Origin of the sequence: uncultured Brevundimonas sp., from assembly GCF_963974615.1 — a bacterium.
GTDB lineage: Bacteria > Pseudomonadota > Alphaproteobacteria > Caulobacterales > Caulobacteraceae > Brevundimonas.
Genome location: NZ_CAXBDH010000003.1, coordinates 57,934 through 76,668, shown reverse-complemented (window position 1 = coordinate 76,668; position 18,735 = coordinate 57,934). Strand labels below are relative to the sequence as shown.

Genomic DNA, 18,735 nt, shown 5'->3' with positions numbered 1-18,735 from the left:
TGCTGGAATGCTGAACGAATGCCGGACGTTCGGCACTAAGCATCGTGTTGTCGGCCTCGCGATCAGTTGAAGGCACAGTCTTGGGACTGATTCCTGACCGCCCTTTGCGATCCTGTCCGACCGGCGCTTCCACAAAGTCCCTGTATGACGGAGTCGGATGACCGTCGTCGACGAGCTCACGAAGGGTTACCGCTTGTAAAGCATCGATCCTGGTGGTCCTATCATCGCTTCGCTGGGGGGCGGGGTTGCGAGCTGTTCGCGCGCCCAATCCGGAAGACAATTGGGCCGCTGGCCCCATATCCAAAGGCTAGGCATGAATATCGTCATCATCCTGGGTCTGATCATCACCCTGCTCACGGGCGTGCCCGTGCTGATCCAGATCCTCAAAAACCACCCGCGCGGGCTGATCATCCTGTTCTTCGCGGAAATGTGGGAGCGGTTCTCCTACTACGGGATGCGCGGCATCCTGATCTTCTTCCTGACCCAGCACTTCCTGTTCGATGATGCGCGCTCGGGCTCAACCTACGGCTCCTATACCTCTCTGGTCTATCTGCTGCCGCTGCTCGGCGGCATCATGGCCGACCGATTCCTGGGCACCCGCAAGGCCATCGCCTTCGGGGCCCTTCTGCTGGTCGCCGGTCACGGCATGATGGCCGTTGAAGGCCGGCCCGCTACCGAGACCCTGACCTATGCCGGCACCGCTTATGAGATCGCCGCCGAAGGGCGGGGAGCCAACCGTGAGGTCGCGATTGTCGTAGACGGCGCTAAATACAAATTCGGTCCGGCCGACGGCGGCGGCATCGCCATCGCCGACCTGCCGGCGGGGGCCTCGCTGCCGGCCGTCTTGGCCGAAAAATCCTATGAGATGAAACAGACGCGCGATCCGTTGGGCGTCAATGTCTTCTATCTGGCGATCTCCCTGATCATCATGGGGGTTGGTTTCCTGAAACCGAACATCTCGACTATCGTCGGTCAACTGTATCCGCAGGGTGATCCGCGACGGGATTCGGGCTTCACCCTCTACTATTACGGCATCAATCTGGGGGCTTTCTGGGCCGCGATTTTGTGTGGCCTTTTGGGGCAGACCGTCGGTTGGTGGGCGGGCTTCGGTCTGGCCGGGGTCGGCATGGCACTAGGCTGGGTCGTCTTCATGCTCGGCAAACCCCTGCTGGAAGGCAAGGGCGAGCCACCGAATCCGGCGCTGCTGCGCGAGAAGACCTTCGGTCCGCTTAACCGCGAATGGACGATCTATCTGTTCGGTGTCCTGGGCGTGATCCCGATCGTCCTGCTGTTTGTGGCGGACGCCGCAGTGCGGGTCTGGGTCGCCGAGACGGTGTCGACGGTGGCCGCCATGGGCGGCGAGGTCTCCTTCGCTGTTAAGGCGGTCGAATTCCTCAATGTCATCGGGGCCCTGCTGCTGGCCGCGACCGTGGCCTCAGTGGGCTATATCATTTGGTTCCTGGCCACCAAATGCGACAAGATCCAGCGCGAGCGGATGCAGTTGGCCATGGTGCTGATCGTTGGGGCGGTGGTGTTCTTCACCCTGTTCGAACAGGCCGGCACCTCGCTGAACCTGTTTGCCGACCGCAACGTCGACCTGACCCTGACCCCGGCCGCCTTCCAGCTGTTTGGGATCACTGTCGGCACGCCGGCCCAGATCGCCGCTGCGGGGATCACTCCGTCCGGCTTCTGGATCGACGCCACCATTACGGCGTCCCAGACCCAGTCGTTCAACTCGGGCTTCATCCTGATCTTCGCGCCGATCCTGGCGGCCCTCTGGGCCTTCTTGGCCAGTCGCAAGATGGACCCGAACCCGACCATGAAATTCGGTCTCGGGATCATTCAGGTCGGCCTCGGCTTCCTGATCGTGGTCTGGGCTGCCGGTGCGGGCATGGTGGACAGTGCCTTCAAGGTGCCGCTCATCACCCTGGGGCTACTGTATCTGTTCCACACCACCGGCGAGCTTTTCCTGTCGCCTGTGGGTCTGTCGGAAATCACCAAGCTGTCGGTGGCCTCGGTGGTCAGCTTCATGATGGCCGTCTGGTTCCTGGCCAGTTCGATCGCCCAGTATGTCGGCGGCGTCATCTCGGGCCTCGCCGGGACCGAAACGGTCGGGGGCCAGGTTCTGGATCCGGCTGGAGCCTTGCAGACCTCGCTGGGGGTCTTCAACCAGTTGGGCCTCTGGGGTGTCGGTATCGGTGTTGGCTTTATCGTCCTCAGCTTCCTGATCAAGGGCTGGGCCAATGGGGTCAATGACGCAGACAACCATCCCGGGCCGAGTCTGACCGATCGCGGTCAGGAAGATGCGAACATCGCCAGGCCTGAACAGGCCTGACGTCAGGCCTCTGACAAGAGAAGGGGGCGGAGCCGAACGGCTCCGCCCCTTTTTTGTGGGTGGATCACGCTGTCAGAGCGATTTGCGAATCTGCAGGAACAGCCACGATCCTCGAGACCGCACATCGGTCTCACGATAGGCCAGCGGCGTGCTGTTGCGCGGTCCGGAATAGATGTCCCGCTGACGCCGGGTCTCGGCATCGGTCAGATTGTTGACGTCCAGACGGAGGCTCAGGTCGTCCGAGGGCTTCCACTGGATGAAGGCATTGAACCTGGGTTCCGATTCCCTGAATCGCAGCTCCCGCACGCGATAGCTGGTGCCGGCGTCCAGATCGCATCCGTGGTTCATGCCCCACGCCCATCGCCCCCCGTACAGGTCCTGGGTGAAGGTCACACCGCAGCCGAAACCATCGTCGCCCGAGAAGCGTCGGGACTCACCGGTCAGCGGGTCTACAATGCTGGTTTCCCGAACAGCGACCCTCGCCACCAGACGCCCGCCGGGCACGCCGATCCGGTCGACCGGCAGGGTCAGGCGGACCTCGAACTCGGTCTGGGTGCCGGTGCCGATATTGCCGAGGGCCTCGAACCCCCCGATCAGAGGAATGATGTCGATATAGTCCTCGATCTCGGCATGGGTCAGCCGCGCACTGAACGCCCCTTCGTCCCAGAACCGGCGTTCATAGATGCCTTCGTAATAGGTGGTCTTGTCGGGCTCCAGAGCGACATTTCCGGCCTCGACCTGCCCCAGATCGACCTCTGCCGACGCGGCAAAGTCGCCAAAGTCCAGCTGCCCCACCTCGCGTTCGATGCGAAAGCGGAACTGATGCTGCGGTGCGGGGATCCAGGTCACCAGAAGGCGCGGCTTGGGATAGACAAAGGACTTGGCCGTGTCGGTGTCACCCGACTGGCGAATCTCCGAGACCTCGACCCGCAGACTCCCTTCGACCGTCAGCTTCGGCGTTGGGTGCCAGGTGGTCTGGCTAAAAGCCTCTCCCCGCAGCTCCTCTACCAGCACGGAGGCTCCGGGCAGGGCGACGGGCACGCCGTTTTCCTCATAGGCGCTTTCCGTGTCGAGGAAGTTGTAGGCGATTTCACCCCCCCCCTCGTAGGACCAGCGATCATTGCGCCGGTACCGAACGACGCCCCTTCCGATCGTCTCGCCCGAGGTGGAGTCGCTCGTGAACAGTCCCGTCCGTCCCGTGCGGGCAAAGCCGGATTCGACCGAACCGCTCTCCAGACGCTGCAGACCGTTCAGCTCCAGCTCGGTGTCCGGTCCCAGCGACCGGGTCCAGCGCGCGCCGAACTCACCTTTCAGGGACTCGTGGGCCGACTGACTTTGATCGTCGTCGCCTGCACCCGACAGGATGGTCACGTCCTGTTCCCTGTCGTTCTTGAAGAAGGATGCGACAGCCGTCAGCCGCAGCAGACCGCCGCCCTGCGGACGTTGGAGCGCGCCCGATGCCCGTACATTTCTGATCCGGTCCCAGGCGTCGACCCCGGCGTCCTGGACAAGGAGCCCGGACGGATCGAACCGTTGGCGGCGGCCCTGGCTCGTGCCGTCCGTGCGATCAACCGTGGCGCTGACGGCCCCCTCGATCTGGTTGTCGCCCGCACGGCGCGAATATTCGGCCCGGACGATCGGTCCGACATAGCCGTCCTCATAGACGTAGGTATCCAGGGCCAGAACCCGTTCGACCGTGACACTGGTCTTCAGCACCACATTGGCGACGACCGACCGTCCCTGCATGTCGATGCCCGGGGCACTGCCCTGGATCAGTTCGATGCGTTCGACGCTATCGACCGCAATCCTCTCGAGCAGGTTGTCCAGCCCCTCGCTCTTGGTGGAGGGGTGACGTCCGTCGATCAGGACATTGCCGGACGTCCCGGCCAGGCCCCGCGTGTCCGAGTTGCCGCTGTTCAGGACGAAGCCGGGCAGGCGCCGGATCATGTCCAGCGCTGTCCGCGGGCGAAGGTCGGCAAAGAAGGCGGGATCAAAGAGCAGCACCCCGGGACGTTCCGGATCCTGGCGAGCCACGATGTCGGCTCCCGGGCCATTGTTCTGGGCCACAACGGGTGTGGTCAGCCCCAGGCAGAGGGCGCTCGTGACCGCGCCCGTCAGCCAGACAGTGGTTCTCATGTCGCCTCCCCTGGACGCGACCACCCATACCGCCCGAACCGTCAATCACCGGTTACAAGACGAAAAAATAGCCACTGGTTCGTCCCTAGAAGGTCTTGCGCACCCGGATCTGGAAGAAAGTGCGCGGGTCGATCAGCTGGCGATCCACGTAGGCAACTGCGCGGGTGGTGCGGTCCGCATAGACAATCTGTTCGAAGGTCGAATCGTTCCAGATGTTGACCTGGGCCCGGATCGACAGGTCGGCGGTCGGCTTGTACTCGGCCCAGGCCTCGAAATAGTCGCGCAGATAGAAGGTGCGTGTCTGGTCAGGGTCGTAGGTGGGCTGGTCGAATGCCGGCAGGAAGTTGAAACCCCACTGGGCCTTCAGGTGGGTGATATCCTGGCGGAAGCCGAGCACGATCTGGCTGGGTCGGACGCGCGAAATCGGCCGGGTCCGGCCGGTGGTGGGGTCGATCACCTCGGTGTGGTTCCAGGTATTCGACACGGTGAACACACCGCCGGACAGGCCCAGTTTTGTGGTCGGGATGGTGGCCGAGATCGACAACTGGTCCAGCGTCCCGTTACCGATATTGCCGGTGGCGGACAGTCCACCCGGCAGGGGTATGCTGTCGAGCACGTCGATGATCTCGTCGTGCCTGAGGCCGACACTGACGATGCCCTCCTCCCAGAAGCGGCGCTCCCAGGTCAGTTCGCTGATCCAGCGTTGTTCGGGCTCCAGATCGACGTTGCCGCCGAAAACATTGCCGTTGTTCAGATCGGCAGAGGCGGCGAAATCGCTGAAGTCGAGCTGGCCGAGTTCGCGTTCAAAGCGGAAGCGGACCTGATTGTTCTCCATCGGCGTCCAGGTGGCGAGGAAGCGGGGTTTGGCGAAGAACAGGCTCTTCTCCTGGTTGGCGTCGCCGGACTGGCTGATGGTTGACCCCTCCAGACGCAGACCCCCCTCCAACGTCAATTTGGGGTTGAGGCGGAACGTCGCCTTGCCGAAGGCCTCGCCGCGCGTTTCCTCGACCGTGACCGAGGCTGAGGGTAGCGGGACGGCCACGCCGCCGACGGTGAAGGCCTGGTCGATCTCCAGCATATTGTAGGCCAGCTCTCCGCCCGTCTCGAGGGTCAGTCGGGGCGAACGTTCGAAACGGACCAGGCCGCGCAGGATGGTTTCAGAGGTATTCCCGTCATAGCCGAAGATCTGTTCGGGACGGTCGACGCCGTTCAGGGTCTGGCGACGGGATGACGTGCCGCTGAAACTCCGGAACTGGTGGATGAAACGGGTTTCGAGCTTCCAGCGCTCGCTGAGCGGCCGGGTGTAGACGACGCCGAACTCGCCGCTGTCGCCGTCCTCGTTGTTGAGGCTTTCGCGGCGCGCCACCGCCGAGGTCTGCAGCTGCTGGCCGTGCCAGTCATTGATGCCGTAGCGGGCCGTCAGGTCGACCTTGCCGCCGACCAGCGGACCCGAATAGTTGCCGCGGATCGAGTCACTGCCGCCGTAGCCGTCTGTGAAGATGCTCTCGTCGCGGAGCACCCCGCCGTTGCCGTCGGTGCGCAGCACCCGGCCGGTCCCGTTCGAATCGCTGGACGAGATACCGTCGCTGAGGGTCAGGCCCCAGCTGCGGTCGCCTTCGCTGGCGCTGAACTGGTAGTTGGCCCCGAACAGGTCGTGGCCACCGTCGTACAGGCTGGCGGAGGTTGTCAGGATATGTTGCCGCGAACTCTCGGACTTGAGGATCACATTGGCGACGACCGAATAGCCCTGCATGTCGATGCCGGGCGTGCCGCCGCGGATCAGTTCGATGCGTTCGACCTGACTGGCCGTAGTGCGGGACAGGACGTTGGAGCCGGTATCGTTCTTGGAGGCCGGGCGTGCGCCGTTGATCAGCACATTGCCGACCGCGCCTTCGAACCCGCGACTGCCCGAGCCGTCATCGACCGAGAAACCGGGTACCCGGTTGACCATGTCCAGCGCCGTATTGGGTTGCTGCTCGGCGAAGAAGTCGGGGGTGAAGACCAGAACGCCGGACCGGGCCGCCGCTTCGGTCGACGGGGTCGCGCCGGGGGCCTCGGTTCCGGCCGGAGTCTGGGCCAGGGCCGCGCCCGCGCTGAACAGAATCGCCGTCGTCGCCAGCAGCAAGGATTTGGTCATTGGTAGAAGTCCCCTCGGTTTGTAGTGCGAGGTGTGACGCCGTGTCGCGATGGTTTCCAGTTACAAGGCAGAAAGGTGGATTAAATCGGTGACATGATTACAGAGCGGTCATGTTACCTGACAGTAATGGCGAACAATGTTTCGACACAATGCCAATAGACGGGCCGCGATATTGAATTTCTGCCCACCGTTGTTTTGTCGGGTCCGTCTCTCGGGTCTTGGTGTCTAGACCGCCGTCCCGCCGACGGTCAGCCCGCCGATCTTGAGGCTGGGCTGGCCGATGCCGACGGGGACACCCTGACCGCCCTTGCCGCAGACGCCGACGCCGGGATCGAAGGCGAAGTCGTCCCCGATCATGGTGATGTTGGTCAGGGCCGTGGCCCCGTCGCCGATCAGGGTGGCACCGCGCACAGGGGCGGTGATCTTCCCGTCCTCGATCAGATAGGCCTCGGTGCACTGGAAGACGAATTTGCCATTGGTGATGTCGACCTGGCCGCCGCCGAAATTGGCGGCATAGAGGCCGCGTTTCGTCGAGGCGATCATGTCGGCCTGTTTGGCTGTGCCGCCCTCCATGAAGGTATTGGTCATGCGCGGCATCGGCATATGGGCGAACGACTGGCGCCGTCCGTTGCCGGTGGCGTTCTGGCCCAGCTGGCGGGCACTGAGCCGGTCGTGCATCAGACCGACCATGATGCCGTCCTCGATCAGTACGGTGCGCGAGGTCGGGGTGCCTTCGTCGTCGACCGACAGGGACCCGCGACGCCCGGTGATGGAGCCGTCGTCGACCACGGTCACGCCCGGGGCGGCGACGCGCTGACCCATCTTGCCGCTGAACACGGACGAACCCTTGCGGTGGAAGTCACCCTCGAAGCCGTGGCCGACGGCCTCGTGCAGCAGCACGCCGGGCCAGCCGGCCCCCAGCACCACATCCATCTCACCTGCCGGGCAGTCGACGGCGTCGAGATTGATCAGGGCCTGACGCAGGGCCTCGTCCACCTGACCCTGCCAATGGGCAGGAACGATCCAGGTCTCGAATCCGGCCCGGCCACCGGCTCCGGATGAGGCGCTTTCCCGCACGCCGTTCCGTTCCACGGTGACCGAGACATTGAGACGGACCAGCGGTCGCACGTCCTGCACCAGTCGCCCGTCGGCGCGCAGGATTTCGATCGCGCGTCGTTCGCCGACGAGTGAGGCGGAGACCTGGACGATGCGGGGATCCCGGGACCGGGCCCAGGCGTCGATTTCGCCGAGCAGGGCGATCTTGTCGGAGAAGGCCGGCGAAGCCAGCGGGTCGAGGTCGCCATAGAGTTTCTGATTGGTCGCGCGCGGCCCCTCGGCGACCGTGCCGGCATGACCGTGCTTGGCCAGGGCCGCGCTGTCGGCGGCGCGCCGGATCGCGGCGGCGCTGATTTCATTGGCGTGGGCGTAGCCGGCGGTTTCCCCGGCCACGACTCTCAGGCCGAATCCTTCGGTCGCATCATAGGTGGCGGCCTTCAGTCGACCGTCGTCGAACACCAGTGATTCGCTCTCGGACCGTTCCAGGAACAGTTCCCCGTCGTCGGCCCCGCGCAGGGCGTCCTGCAGGACGGTCAGGGCTTCATCCGTGGCGACGCCGGCGGACTCGAGAATGGGGGGCGGGGAAACGGATACGGTCATGCCCCTAAGTAGGGACTGGCGCCGCTCTCGTCTAATCGCCGGTCTGATGATCCGGAAAAGGCGGCGACCGTGGAACCGGTCGCCGCCTCAGCTGTCGTTCCAGCGATGCTGACCAGGGTCAGCGTTCGTGGATGTCGCCCGAGCCCGAGACGTTGCTCTCCAGCTTGGCCGGGCGGGTGGTCAGGGTGATGTCGCCCGACCCGGCGATCGACAGCCGTGCCGTGCCGGTAGGCGCGACCCGGGCCTCGCCGGACCCCGAGATGTCGACGGTGGCGTCGGTGGTGACCAGGTCCGAAAGATCGGCCTCGCCGGAGCCGGCGATGTCGAGGTCCAGGGTCGTGGTCTTGCCGGTGGCGGTGACATCGCCGCTGCCGGAAATGTCGATCAACAGTGTCGGCTGGTCATAGTCCCGGATGGTCAGGGTCCGGGAACCGGCAAGATCGAAGCGGGTCACAGAGGGGGCGGTGACGACGATCTTCAGATTGTCGCGGTCGCTCCGGGCCGACAGGCCGCCGGCCCACCAGTGCAGGGTGATCTCGTCGGTCCCCCGGGCCAGATAAAGGCGGCCGTTTTCGACCCGGACCCGATCGACGATCGATTGCGATCCGGTGACGACCACGCCGGCTTCGGGGCCCTGGATGTAGGTCACGGTCGCGGGCAGATCGATGTCCAGCCGGTTGCCGTCCGACCAGGCCAGGGTCCGGGACACGTCGGGCGCGCGCTTGCCGCTGACGGTCTCGATGCGGATTTGATCGTCCCCGTCGTTTATGACCCAGCTGCCGCCGTTGCGGTCGATGTCCCGGGCCACCAGCCCGGCCGCGCCGGACAGGCTGGCGATGGCCAGGACCAGGGCAGCCCCGGCGATGATGAAAAGGGTGCGGATCATGCCGATTCTCCCGGAACATAGGCAGGTTGCGGATCAAGCGCCGGCTTCAGCAGCCGGTAGTGCAGGCGGGCAAACCAGACGAGGCCGTTGACCAGCCAGACGGTGACGATGGCCGTCAGGGCCCCCATCGCCGTCGCACAGGCCATCAGCCCCAGGCCTGCGAGCATTGCGGCCATGGTCCCGCCGGGGAAGCCGCCGAACGGACCGGCCACCATGATCACACCACCGGCAACGACCATGGCGACGACGGCGACGAACAGGCCGAACAGGGTGCCGATGATCCCCATCAGCAGGGGCAGAAGGAAGATTATGTCCACCGCCCCCAGTCCCAGGACCGCGAACACGGCGGCGGCGGCGGCGGACGGATTCTTCTCCTGTCGCCAGCGCCGGATTCCGGCCTCGGCCTTCAGCTCGCGGGCCAGTCGTTCGGGGTCGCCGAGCGCGGCGGCCACTTCAGCCTCGCTGCGGCCTGCAGCGATTCCGTCATCGAAATGAGCGTCATAGTCGCTGAGAATTTCGGCGGCTGTGGAGGTCGGCAGGCCAACCAGCCCGCTTTTCAGCCGGGCCATGAAATCGGCGCGGGTCATTGGGCGTCTCCGGTCTCTGTAGGGGTGGGGCCGGCCGTGGCCGGGGTCGTGTCGGCAAGGACGTCGTCAACGGCCCGGACGAAGGCGCGCCATTCGTCGCTCTGGGCCGCCAGGGCGTCGGTGCCGGCAGGGGTGAGTCGATAGTATTTCCGCGACGGGCCGCTGGGTGATTCGACCAGATAGGTCTCGACCAGTCCATCGGACTGCATGCGGCGCATCAGCGGGTAGATCGTGCCTTCACCCATATCGATGGCGTCGGCGAGCCGGCTGGCGATCTCGTAGGCGTAGCTGTCCGCCCGGGCGAGGAGGGCCAGCACACACAGGCTGAGCACCCCCTTTTTGAGCTGTATTTCGATCGTTTCAGTCACATCAGTGTCTCCTTCGATGTCGATTGTCTATCGCAAGGTAGTGTGTATCACAAGGTAGCTGGTGAAACATGACAGCGAATTAATCGTCCCGATGTTTGGGCGGTGCGGCGTCATGGGCGTGTCAATCGCTTGGCAAGTCGAAGGTGAGCCGATATGGACCGGCCTTGAAACCGTCACGGACGATCCGTCCGGGCCTTCACCTGCGATTTACTCGCAGGAGTCTGCTGCAGAGCGAATTGATGAGGAAGTCTCGAATGGGGAAGGGCACGCGAGCCAGAGGGTCGTTCATGACCCTGGTCGGAGGCGCATTCGCCTCCATGACCCTGGCCGTATTCGCCGCGTCGCCGGCCTGGGCGCAGGATCGTATGGGCCAGCCCACGCCGGGCGGTATCGACCTGCAACCGGCGGCGTCACCGCTGAAGCATGAAGCAATCTGGTTTCACAATGTGATCCTGATGCCGGTGATCACCTTTATCACCCTGCTGGTGCTGGGTCTGATCATCTGGATCGTCGTGCGCTACAACAAGAAGTCCAATCCGGTGCCCGCGCGCTGGAGCCACAACACCGCGATCGAGATAATCTGGACCGTCCTGCCGGTGTTCATCCTGGTGATCATCTCGCTGTTCTCCTTCCGGCTGCTGTTCGCCTATGAAGACATGCCCGACCCGGACCTGACGGTTAAGGTCACCGGCAACCAGTGGAACTGGGCCTACGAATATCCCGATCAGGGCGTGCCCGAGTACATCTCGAACATGTTGCCCGAGGGCGAGGCTCCCCCGCAGCTCTACCGCCTCGCCGCTGATCAGCCCATGGTCGTCCCGGTCGGCAAGACCGTGCGTGTGCTGGTCACCGCCGCCGACGTGATCCACTCCTTCGGCCTGCCCGCCTTCGGCCTGAAGACGGACGCCGTGCCCGGCCGGGTCAATGAGACCTGGTTCAAGGCCGAGCGTACCGGCTCCTTCTACGGCCAGTGTTCGGAACTGTGTGGCGTCGACCACGCCTTTATGCCGATCCAGATCAATGTCGTCACCGAAGCCGAGTTCGCGACCTGGGTCGCCTCCAAAGGCGGCTCCATGACACCGGCCGCGGCAACACCGGCCGTGACGACGATCGCCGCACCCGCCACGACCGCTCCGGCGGCCGCCTCCGCTGCTGCGCCGGCTCCCGCCGCGCCGGCCGCCCAGTAACGCTACGCGAGAGCCCCAAAGACCATGGCCACCGCAATCTCCGCTCCCGACACTCACGGTCACGACGACCATGATCACAAGCCGGGTTTCTTCACCCGCTGGTTCCTGTCGACCAACCACAAGGACATCGGCACCCTGTACCTGTTGTTCGCCATTATGGCGGGCCTGGTCGGTGGAGCCCTGTCCGGCCTGATTCGCTGGGAACTGGCCGAGCCGGGCATCCAGGTGTTCGTCGAGGGTGGTCTTATCCAGCAGCTGGGTCTCATCGAGGCCTCCAAGCACGGCTACAACGTCACCGTCACCGCCCACGCCCTGATCATGATCTTCTTCATGGTCATGCCGGCGATGATCGGCGGTTTCGGCAACTGGTTCGTGCCGATCATGATCGGCGCGCCCGACATGGCCTTCCCGCGCATGAACAATGTCTCGTTCTGGCTGCTGGTCGCGGCCTGGGTGCTACTGTGCCTGTCGATGTTCGTCGACGGCGGTCCGGGCAAGGGCTTCGGCGGCGGCTGGACGATCTATCCGCCACTCTCGACCACGGGCCATACCGGTCCGGCCATGGACCTGGCGATCTTCTCGCTGCACGTCGCCGGTGCGTCCTCGATCCTGGGGGCCATCAACTTCATCACCACCATCTTCAACATGCGTGCGCCGGGCATGACCCTGCACCGGATGCCGCTGTTCGCCTGGTCAGTTCTGGTCACGGCCTTCCTGCTGCTGCTGTCCCTGCCGGTTCTGGCCGGGGCCATCACCATGCTGCTGGCGGACCGCAATTTCGGCACCAGCTTCTTCGATCCCGCCGGTGGCGGTGATCCGGTGATGTTCCAGCACCTGTTCTGGTTCTTCGGTCACCCGGAGGTCTACATCCTGATCCTGCCGGGCTTCGGCATCATCAGCCACATCGTCTCGACCTTCTCGAAGAAGCCGATCTTCGGTTACCTCGCCATGGCCTATGCCATGGTCGCCATCGGCTTCGTCGGCTTCCTGGTCTGGGCTCACCATATGTTCACGGTCGGCATGGGCGTGAACCTGCGCGCCTATTTCATCGCCGCGACCATGATCATCGCGGTGCCGACAGGGGTGAAGATCTTCAGCTGGATCGCCACCATGTGGGGCGGCTCCATCAGCTTCAAGACGCCGATGCTGTGGGCGATGGGCTTCATCTTCCTGTTCACCATCGGTGGTGTCACCGGGGTGGTCCTGGCCAATGCCGGCATCGATTACAGCCTGCATGACACCTATTACGTCGTGGCCCACTTCCACTATGTGCTGTCACTCGGGGCCGTCTTCGCCATCTTCGCGGGCTTCTACTACTGGTTCGAAAAGATGTTCGGCGTGAAGTACAACGAGGCTCTCGGGGCCGCGCATTTCTGGATCATGTTTATCGGGGTGAACCTGGTGTTCTTCCCGCAGCATTTCCTCGGTCTGCAGGGCATGCCGCGCCGTATCGTCGACTATGCTGAGGCCTTCACCCTGTGGAACCAGGTGTCGTCGGTCGGCTATCTGATCACCATCGCCGGCGTCGGCGTGTTCCTGATCATGCTGGCCGAAGCGGCGATCCGTCGTCGTCCGGGCGTGGCCAATCCCTGGGGCGAAGGGGCCACCACCCTGGAGTGGACCCTGTCCTCGCCGCCGCCGCATCACCAGTTCAACGAACTGCCGGTGGTGAAGTCGGACGAGCACTGATCCAACCGGATACCAGACCCAGGGGCCGCTCTTTCGATACCGGAAGGGCGGCCCTTGCCTTTTGAAGACCTGACCATGACCACCCGTAGTGCCAGTCCCGCCGTCTCGACCGCCCAGCCGGAAGATTTCTTCCAGCTGCTGAAGCCGCGCGTCATGTCGCTGGTGGTGTTTACCGCCGTCACCGGACTGGTCGCGGCCGGCGGCGACCTCGATCCGGTTCTCGCCGCCATCGCCATCCTGTGCATCGCCGTGGGCGCAGGCGCGGCCGGCGCGCTGAACATGGCCCTGGAAGGCCAGACCGACGCCCTGATGCGGCGCACGCGCGGCCGTCCGGTCGCGGCCGGGCGGATCAGTCGCAGCGACGCCATGAGCTTCGGCGTCATCCTGTCGATCTTCTCGGTCATGCTGCTGGGCATGACCACCAACTGGCTGGCCGGCGGCCTGCTGTTGATGACCATCGTCTATTATGCCGGCTTCTACACCCTGCTGCTGAAGCGCCGGACGCCCCAGAACATCGTCATCGGCGGGGCCGCCGGGGCCTTCCCACCGGTGATCGGCTGGGCCGCGGCGACGGGGCAGGCTCCGTGGCAGGCCTGGCTGCTGTTCCTGATCATCTTCCTGTGGACCCCGCCGCACAGCTGGGCCCTGGCCCTGTATTCAGCGGGAGACTACGCCAAGGCGGGGATCCCGATGATGCCGGTGGCGCGCGGGGCCAAATCCACCCGCCTGCAGATCCTGATCTACAGCCTGGTGTTCGTGCCGGTGGCCATCGCTCCCGGCCTGCTGGGTCTGGGCGGGACGCTGTATCTCGTGGTGTCCGGCGTCGGCGGTCTCGGCTTCCTGGGGCTGGCGATCCGCCTGTGGCGCTCCCGTGCAGGCGATCAGCCGGACAAGGCCGAGGCGGTGGGGCGAGAAGCCGCATTGTATGATGTGCGCGCGGAGGCCAAACCGGCCCGCAATCTGTTTGCCTTTTCAATTCTCTATCTGATGGCCCTGTTTGCGGCCCTTCTGGTTGAGCAACTGCCTGGTCTGGGACTGTAAGCCATGCGCCTGACGCCCGAGGAACTCGCTGCCCGCAACAAGCGCAACCTGGCCATCGCCGGTGCGCTGGTGGCCTTTATCGTGCTGATCTTCACCGTCACCATGCTGAACCTGAAGCGCAATATGGACGCCCGCGCGGCGTTGGCCGGCGCGGCGGCCGAGGCACAGCAATGAGCGGGAAGAACCTGATCGCCATCGTTTGTGTTCTGACGGTGATGGCCATGACCGGGGCGGCCTTTGCGGCTGTGCCGCTCTACCGGATGTTCTGCCAGGTTACCGGGTTCAACGGCACGGTAAGCCGGGCCGACCTGGCACCGACGAAGGTACTGGATCAGACCCTGCTGATCCGTTTTGACACCAATGTGCGCGACCTGCCGATGACCTTCCGTCCTGAACAGGTCAGCCAGCGGGTTCGGATCGGCGAGACCGGGATGGCCTTCTTCGATGTGACCAACACTTCGGACCAGCCGATCCACGCCACCGCCGCCTACAATGTCGTGCCCGAGCGCGCCGGACCCTATTTCCAGAAGCTGCAGTGCTTCTGTTTCGACAGCCAGACGATCGCGCCCGGTGAGTCGAAAAAATTCCCGGTGCAGTATTTCGTCGCGCCCGAGATCGCCACCGATCACGAGAGCCGCGGCGTGCGCGAAATCACGCTCAGCTACACCTTCTACCCGACCAAGGGCGCGAACGACCCCTCTTCGCCTTCTACCACTGGCGTTGCCGGGTAGCGGACGCTATAGCCGACACATCGACCCTCGACGTTTCAAGAGACCTTCATGGCCGACGCACACGCCGCACCGCATCACGACTATCACCTGGTCAACCCCAGCCCCTGGCCGCTGGTGGCGTCGATCGCCGTCACGACCATGATGATCGGGGCCGTAGTCTGGATGAAGGGGCTCGCTCCGGCTGATGCCGGTCCGGTCGCAACCGCCCTGTTGAGCGACGGCAAGGCCGCGCTCTTTTTCGCTGGTTTCGCCGGCGTGCTGCTTGCGAGTTTTGGCTGGTGGGCCGACGTCATCAAGGAAAGCCGCGGTGGTGACCATACGCCGGTCGTTTCGATCGGCCTGCGCTACGGCATGATGTTGTTCATCGCCTCCGAGATCATGTTCTTTGCGGCCTTCTTCTGGATGTTCTTCGACATGGCCGTGTTCAATGAATCACGGACCCAGATTCCGGAGATCGGCAACTGGGCGGATACGGCCAAGGACTGGGCGACGTGGCCGCCCAAGGGTGTTGAAACCCTCGATGCCTGGCAACTGCCGCTGCTGAATACCGTGATCCTGCTACTGTCGGGCACGACGGTGACCTGGGCACACCATGCCCTTCAGGTCGGTGACCGCAGCGCCGCCAAGCTCGGCCTGCTCATCACCGTGGCCCTCGGCATCCTGTTCACCGGCGTTCAGGCCTATGAGTACGGCCACATCATCCACGAGAACCTCTTCTTTAACGCCGAAGCGGCCAATGCCGGCCTCTACGGCTCGATCTTCTTTATGGCCACCGGCTTCCACGGTTTCCACGTCCTGATCGGCACCATCTTCCTGGCGGTCTGCCTGTTGCGCCTGCTGGCCGGCCAGATGACGCCGCAGAAGCATTTCGGATTCGAGGCGGCCGCCTGGTACTGGCATTTCGTTGACGTCGTCTGGCTGTTCCTGTTTGCCTTTGTCTACGTCACCTTCGGGTGATCGAAGGGCCGGCAGGTCAGGATAATTCGCCGGCGCGGATCGAGTCGGTCCGCGCCGGTCTTCTTTGCCGCTGCCCGAATTGCGGGCAGGGGCCGCTGTTCACCAGCTTCCTCAAGGTCATCGACCGTTGCGCCGTCTGCGGCTTTGACTTCACGCGGCTGAACACCGGCGACGGGGCGGCGGTCTTCGTCATGCAGATCGCCGGCGGTACCGTGGTGTTTGGGGCCCTGTTTACCGAGCTGGCCTATCATCCCCCCATGTGGCTGCATCTGATCCTGTGGCCGCCACTGGTCATCGTTCTGGCCCTCGGTCTCATGCGACCGGCCAAGGGGGTGATGGTCGCCTTGCAGATGCGCAACCGGGCCTCCCAGATTCACAATGACGACTTCTGATTCCCGCGCCGCGTCGCCGGGCTTCCCCTGGGGGCTGACGGTTTTGTCCGGCCTGGTCCTGGTGCTGTTGCTGGCCCTGGGAGTCTGGCAGGTGCAGCGCCTGCAGTGGAAACAGGGACTGATCGCCCAGGCCGATCTGGCCGCCGGCTTGCCGCCGGTGCCGATCCAGCAAATCGAGCCCGGCCCGGACCGGCAGTTCCGGCAGGTGATCGTCGACTGTCCCGGGCTGGCCACGGCCCCCTTCGTCGAGCTGCAGTCGATTCGCGACGGCGAGGCCGGCGTGCGTCTGATCTCGGCTTGCCCGGTGGAGGCCGGACCGGGCCAGCCGACACCCGGCGTCTATCTGGTGGATCGTGGCTTCATGTCCGCAGAGGTCTCCGCCCGGCCTTCGGTGGGCCGGGATTCGCGTCCCGTCAGGATTATAGCTGTGGTCCGGACGGCCCCCGCACCGGGGCTGATGGCCCTGCCGCCTTCAGGCAACAGCTTCTACGCCCGGGATAATGCGGCCATGGCCGCGGCGCTCGGAGTCAGCACCCTGGTCTCGGCCGAAACCCTGTTCGCCACGACGTCCAGCAATCCCGACATGGCGACGCTGCAGCCTTCCGCCCCGCCCGTCGCCTTCGCCAACAATCATCTGGGCTATGCCCTGACCTGGTTCGGTCTGGCCGGGGCGTTGATCGCCTTCTACGTCGTGCTTCTGCGCCGGCGCATGCGTGGAGGATAACGGTCTGAGCCCGACCCTGCATACCCTGTCGAACGGCGTCCGCATCGTCTGTGACCCCATGCCCGGTTTGCGAACCCTGGCCCTGACCGTGGCGGTGCGCGGCGGAGCCGGCTGGGAGATCGAGACCCGTTCCGGCTGGTCCCATCTTCTCGAACATCTGGTCTTTAAGGGCGCGGGCGAGATGACGGCGCGGGACATCGTCGAGCGGATCGAGGCCGAGGGTGGATCGATCAACGCCTCGACCGGCTATGAACGCACCAGTTTCGAGATTCGGGCCCTGCACGGCTCCCTGCCGCTCGCGATGCAAATCCTGTCCGATCTGGTTTTCAATCCCACCCTCGATCCGGTCGAAATCGAACGTGAGAAGGACGTGGTGGCCCAGGAAATCGCCGAGGCCTTCGACACGCCGGACGACCATGTCTTTGAAATGGCCCAGACCCGGGCTTTCACCGGCCAGCCGCTGGGACGTCCCATCCTCGGTTCAATCGCCAGTCTGGCTCCGGTGACCCGTGCCAGTATCGGGGAATGGCGCACCCGCCTTTATTCGCCGGACCGCATGGTGGTGACTGTGTCCGGAGCCGTTGATGAGGCCGAATTCCTGGCCCTGGCCGAGCGCTGGTTCGGTGAAGTGAAGGCCGAACCCGCCGATTCGCCCGCACCCGCGATCTTCACCGGCGGTGAGGCGAAACTGACCCGGCGCATCGAACAGGCCAATCTGGTCTTTCAGTTGCCGGCCCCCGGCGCTTCGGACCCGGCCTATGCCGCCATGCGACTGATGACCGAGATCCTCGGCGGCGGCATGGCCTCGCGCCTGTTCCAGAGCGCCCGTGAAGAGCGGGGCCTCGCCTATGCCATCGACGCCTACCATGAGCCCTATGAGGCCGGCGGCGTGATGGGCATCTACGCTGGAGCGGCGGGAGACCGGGCCGAGGAGCTGGCCGGTGTCTGCGCTGCCGAGATTCGCACCCTGGCCGCGACCGGGCCGACTCCGGCCGAGCTGTCCCGTGCCAAGGCCGTGTTGAACGCCGGACTGTGGATGTCCGACGAGAGCCCGGCCAGCCGTGCCGGGCGTCTGGCCGCCCAGACCCTGATCTTTGGTGCGCCGATCCCATCCCAGGTCATGGCTGACCGGGTATTGGCCCGAACCGTGGAGGATGTCCGCGCGGTGGCACAGGGGCTGCTCGGGCCCGGACGTTGCGCCAGTGCGGTGCTGGGCCCCCGCACCGCCGCACGGGCCGGAGCGGTGTTCCGCGACGCCCTGTTCGCCTGAGCCGACTGGGGCTAGTCTGCAGGCATGGCACTGTTCGACTGGATGGCCGAGTCTACCGGAACGGTAGTTGAGGGGGAGGGCGTGATCCTGCGCCCGCCCCGCTACACCGACTACGTTGCCTGGGCGAACCTGCGCGACGCCTCGCGCGCCTATCTGCAGCCCTGGGAGCCGGCCTGGCCGGAGGATGACCTCAGTCGTCTCGCCTTTCGCCGGCGCATGGCGATCTACGGGCGCGAAATGGAGCAGGGTAACGCCTGGCCGTTTTTTATCTTTGACGCCGACGGTGACACCTTGCTGGGGGCCATCACCCTGTCCAACGTCCGTCGCGGTGTCGCCGAGGTCGGGACCCTGGGCTACTGGATCGGTGAACGGGCTGCCGGACAGGGTTACGGGACCGCCGCGACCCGGGCCATGCTTGCCTTTGCTTTCGGGCCGCTCAACCTGCATCGGGTCGAGGCGGCCTGTGTTCCCGACAATCTCGCTTCCCGCCGGGTTCTCGAAAAGGCGGGCTTTGTTCACGAGGGTATGGCCCGGGCTTATCTTAAAATTAACGGCGTATGGGCAGATCATCTTCTGTTCGGCTGCGTGAATGACGAAGTCGACCGTTCCGATACCCGCCCGTTGTCATGACAAGGACCA

General features: G+C 64.6%; 17 protein-coding genes. 11 read left to right on the top strand and 6 right to left on the bottom strand.

The window, feature by feature from the left end:
• Positions 1-313 precede the first annotated feature (313 nt).
• Entirely contained in the window at positions 314-2,335 is a 2,022-nt protein-coding gene (locus AAC050_RS02685) for an MFS transporter (RefSeq protein ID WP_339913510.1), read from the top strand.
• Between the two features lie 72 nt (positions 2,336-2,407).
• Here the strand turns inward: AAC050_RS02685 and AAC050_RS02680 are convergent, their stop codons facing one another.
• The 6 genes from AAC050_RS02680 to AAC050_RS02655 all read right to left on the bottom strand — a co-directional run bounded on the left by AAC050_RS02680 (position 2,408) and on the right by AAC050_RS02655 (position 10,105).
• Positions 2,408-4,471: a TonB-dependent receptor gene (locus tag AAC050_RS02680; RefSeq protein ID WP_339913509.1), complete on the bottom strand. Its 2,064-nt coding sequence runs from the start codon at positions 4,469-4,471 to the stop codon at positions 2,408-2,410.
• Positions 4,472-4,556: 85 nt separating this feature from the next.
• On the bottom strand, positions 4,557-6,608 hold the full coding sequence (locus AAC050_RS02675; RefSeq protein ID WP_339913508.1) for a TonB-dependent receptor: 2,052 nt from the start codon (positions 6,606-6,608) through the stop codon (positions 4,557-4,559).
• Positions 6,609-6,833: 225 nt separating this feature from the next.
• Positions 6,834-8,264 carry a metalloprotease TldD gene (gene tldD, locus AAC050_RS02670; protein ID WP_339913507.1) on the bottom strand — a complete coding sequence of 477 codons (1,431 nt, stop codon included), beginning with the start codon at positions 8,262-8,264 and terminating at the stop codon, positions 6,834-6,836.
• A 118-nt stretch (positions 8,265-8,382) separates the two neighbouring features.
• Entirely contained in the window at positions 8,383-9,150 is a 768-nt protein-coding gene (locus tag AAC050_RS02665) for a DUF2807 domain-containing protein (protein ID WP_339913506.1), read from the bottom strand.
• Complete coding sequence (locus AAC050_RS02660; RefSeq protein WP_339913505.1) at positions 9,147-9,737, bottom strand: DUF1700 domain-containing protein; 591 nt, start codon at positions 9,735-9,737, stop codon at positions 9,147-9,149. The genes AAC050_RS02665 and AAC050_RS02660 overlap by 4 nt, the downstream gene beginning before the upstream one ends.
• Positions 9,734-10,105 (bottom strand): PadR family transcriptional regulator, encoded by a 372-nt coding sequence (locus AAC050_RS02655; RefSeq protein WP_339913504.1) that lies wholly within the window; start codon positions 10,103-10,105, stop codon positions 9,734-9,736. Before AAC050_RS02655 ends, AAC050_RS02660 begins: the two co-directional genes overlap by 4 nt.
• Before the next feature lie 287 nt (positions 10,106-10,392).
• On the opposite strand from AAC050_RS02655, the gene coxB reads away from it, so the two are divergent.
• From coxB to AAC050_RS02605, 10 genes are all read left to right on the top strand, one after another.
• Entirely contained in the window at positions 10,393-11,292 is a 900-nt protein-coding gene (gene coxB / locus AAC050_RS02650) for a cytochrome c oxidase subunit II (protein ID WP_339913503.1), read from the top strand.
• Positions 11,293-11,316: 24 nt separating this feature from the next.
• Complete coding sequence (gene ctaD, locus AAC050_RS02645) at positions 11,317-12,981, top strand: cytochrome c oxidase subunit I (protein ID WP_339913502.1); 1,665 nt, start codon at positions 11,317-11,319, stop codon at positions 12,979-12,981.
• A 75-nt stretch (positions 12,982-13,056) separates the two neighbouring features.
• Positions 13,057-14,022, top strand: a complete 966-nt coding sequence (locus AAC050_RS02640) for a heme o synthase (RefSeq protein WP_339913501.1) — start codon at positions 13,057-13,059, stop codon at positions 14,020-14,022.
• 3 nt (positions 14,023-14,025) lie between these two features.
• Positions 14,026-14,196, top strand: a complete 171-nt coding sequence (locus AAC050_RS02635; protein WP_339913500.1) for a hypothetical protein — start codon at positions 14,026-14,028, stop codon at positions 14,194-14,196.
• Positions 14,193-14,753 (top strand): cytochrome c oxidase assembly protein, encoded by a 561-nt coding sequence (locus AAC050_RS02630; RefSeq protein ID WP_339913499.1) that lies wholly within the window; start codon positions 14,193-14,195, stop codon positions 14,751-14,753. Before AAC050_RS02635 ends, AAC050_RS02630 begins: the two co-directional genes overlap by 4 nt.
• 48 nt (positions 14,754-14,801) lie before the next feature.
• Entirely contained in the window at positions 14,802-15,710 is a 909-nt protein-coding gene (locus tag AAC050_RS02625) for a cytochrome c oxidase subunit 3 (protein WP_339913498.1), read from the top strand.
• A 38-nt stretch (positions 15,711-15,748) separates the two neighbouring features.
• Entirely contained in the window at positions 15,749-16,102 is a 354-nt protein-coding gene (locus AAC050_RS02620) for a DUF983 domain-containing protein (RefSeq protein WP_339913627.1), read from the top strand.
• Entirely contained in the window at positions 16,089-16,826 is a 738-nt protein-coding gene (locus tag AAC050_RS02615; RefSeq protein WP_339913497.1) for an SURF1 family protein, read from the top strand. The genes AAC050_RS02620 and AAC050_RS02615 overlap by 14 nt, the downstream gene beginning before the upstream one ends.
• A gap of 58 nt (positions 16,827-16,884) precedes the next feature.
• Entirely contained in the window at positions 16,885-18,096 is a 1,212-nt protein-coding gene (locus AAC050_RS02610) for a pitrilysin family protein (protein WP_339913626.1), read from the top strand.
• A 24-nt stretch (positions 18,097-18,120) separates the two neighbouring features.
• Positions 18,121-18,726: a GNAT family protein gene (locus AAC050_RS02605; protein WP_339913496.1), complete on the top strand. Its 606-nt coding sequence runs from the start codon at positions 18,121-18,123 to the stop codon at positions 18,724-18,726.
• Positions 18,727-18,735: the final 9 nt, after the last annotated feature.

Excerpts from the sequence above, each read along its gene's own strand:
- AAC050_RS02605 (WP_339913496.1), top strand. The coding sequence starts at position 18,121 with ATGGCACTGTTCGACTGGATGGCCGAGTCTACCGGAACGGTAGTTGAG.
- AAC050_RS02675 (WP_339913508.1), bottom strand. The coding sequence starts at position 6,608 with ATGACCAAATCCTTGCTGCTGGCGACGACGGCGATTCTGTTCAGCGCG.
- AAC050_RS02640 (WP_339913501.1), top strand. The coding sequence starts at position 13,057 with ATGACCACCCGTAGTGCCAGTCCCGCCGTCTCGACCGCCCAGCCGGAA.
- AAC050_RS02630 (WP_339913499.1), top strand. The coding sequence starts at position 14,193 with ATGAGCGGGAAGAACCTGATCGCCATCGTTTGTGTTCTGACGGTGATG.
- coxB (WP_339913503.1), top strand. The coding sequence starts at position 10,393 with ATGACCCTGGTCGGAGGCGCATTCGCCTCCATGACCCTGGCCGTATTC.
- tldD (WP_339913507.1), bottom strand. The coding sequence starts at position 8,264 with ATGACCGTATCCGTTTCCCCGCCCCCCATTCTCGAGTCCGCCGGCGTC.
- AAC050_RS02680 (WP_339913509.1), bottom strand. The coding sequence starts at position 4,471 with ATGAGAACCACTGTCTGGCTGACGGGCGCGGTCACGAGCGCCCTCTGC.
- AAC050_RS02685 (WP_339913510.1), top strand. The coding sequence starts at position 314 with ATGAATATCGTCATCATCCTGGGTCTGATCATCACCCTGCTCACGGGC.
- AAC050_RS02610 (WP_339913626.1), top strand. The coding sequence starts at position 16,885 with ATGCCCGGTTTGCGAACCCTGGCCCTGACCGTGGCGGTGCGCGGCGGA.
- AAC050_RS02635 (WP_339913500.1), top strand. The coding sequence starts at position 14,026 with ATGCGCCTGACGCCCGAGGAACTCGCTGCCCGCAACAAGCGCAACCTG.
- AAC050_RS02625 (WP_339913498.1), top strand. The coding sequence starts at position 14,802 with ATGGCCGACGCACACGCCGCACCGCATCACGACTATCACCTGGTCAAC.
- AAC050_RS02615 (WP_339913497.1), top strand. The coding sequence starts at position 16,089 with ATGACGACTTCTGATTCCCGCGCCGCGTCGCCGGGCTTCCCCTGGGGG.
- AAC050_RS02665 (WP_339913506.1), bottom strand. The coding sequence starts at position 9,150 with ATGATCCGCACCCTTTTCATCATCGCCGGGGCTGCCCTGGTCCTGGCC.
- ctaD (WP_339913502.1), top strand. The coding sequence starts at position 11,317 with ATGGCCACCGCAATCTCCGCTCCCGACACTCACGGTCACGACGACCAT.
- AAC050_RS02660 (WP_339913505.1), bottom strand. The coding sequence starts at position 9,737 with ATGACCCGCGCCGATTTCATGGCCCGGCTGAAAAGCGGGCTGGTTGGC.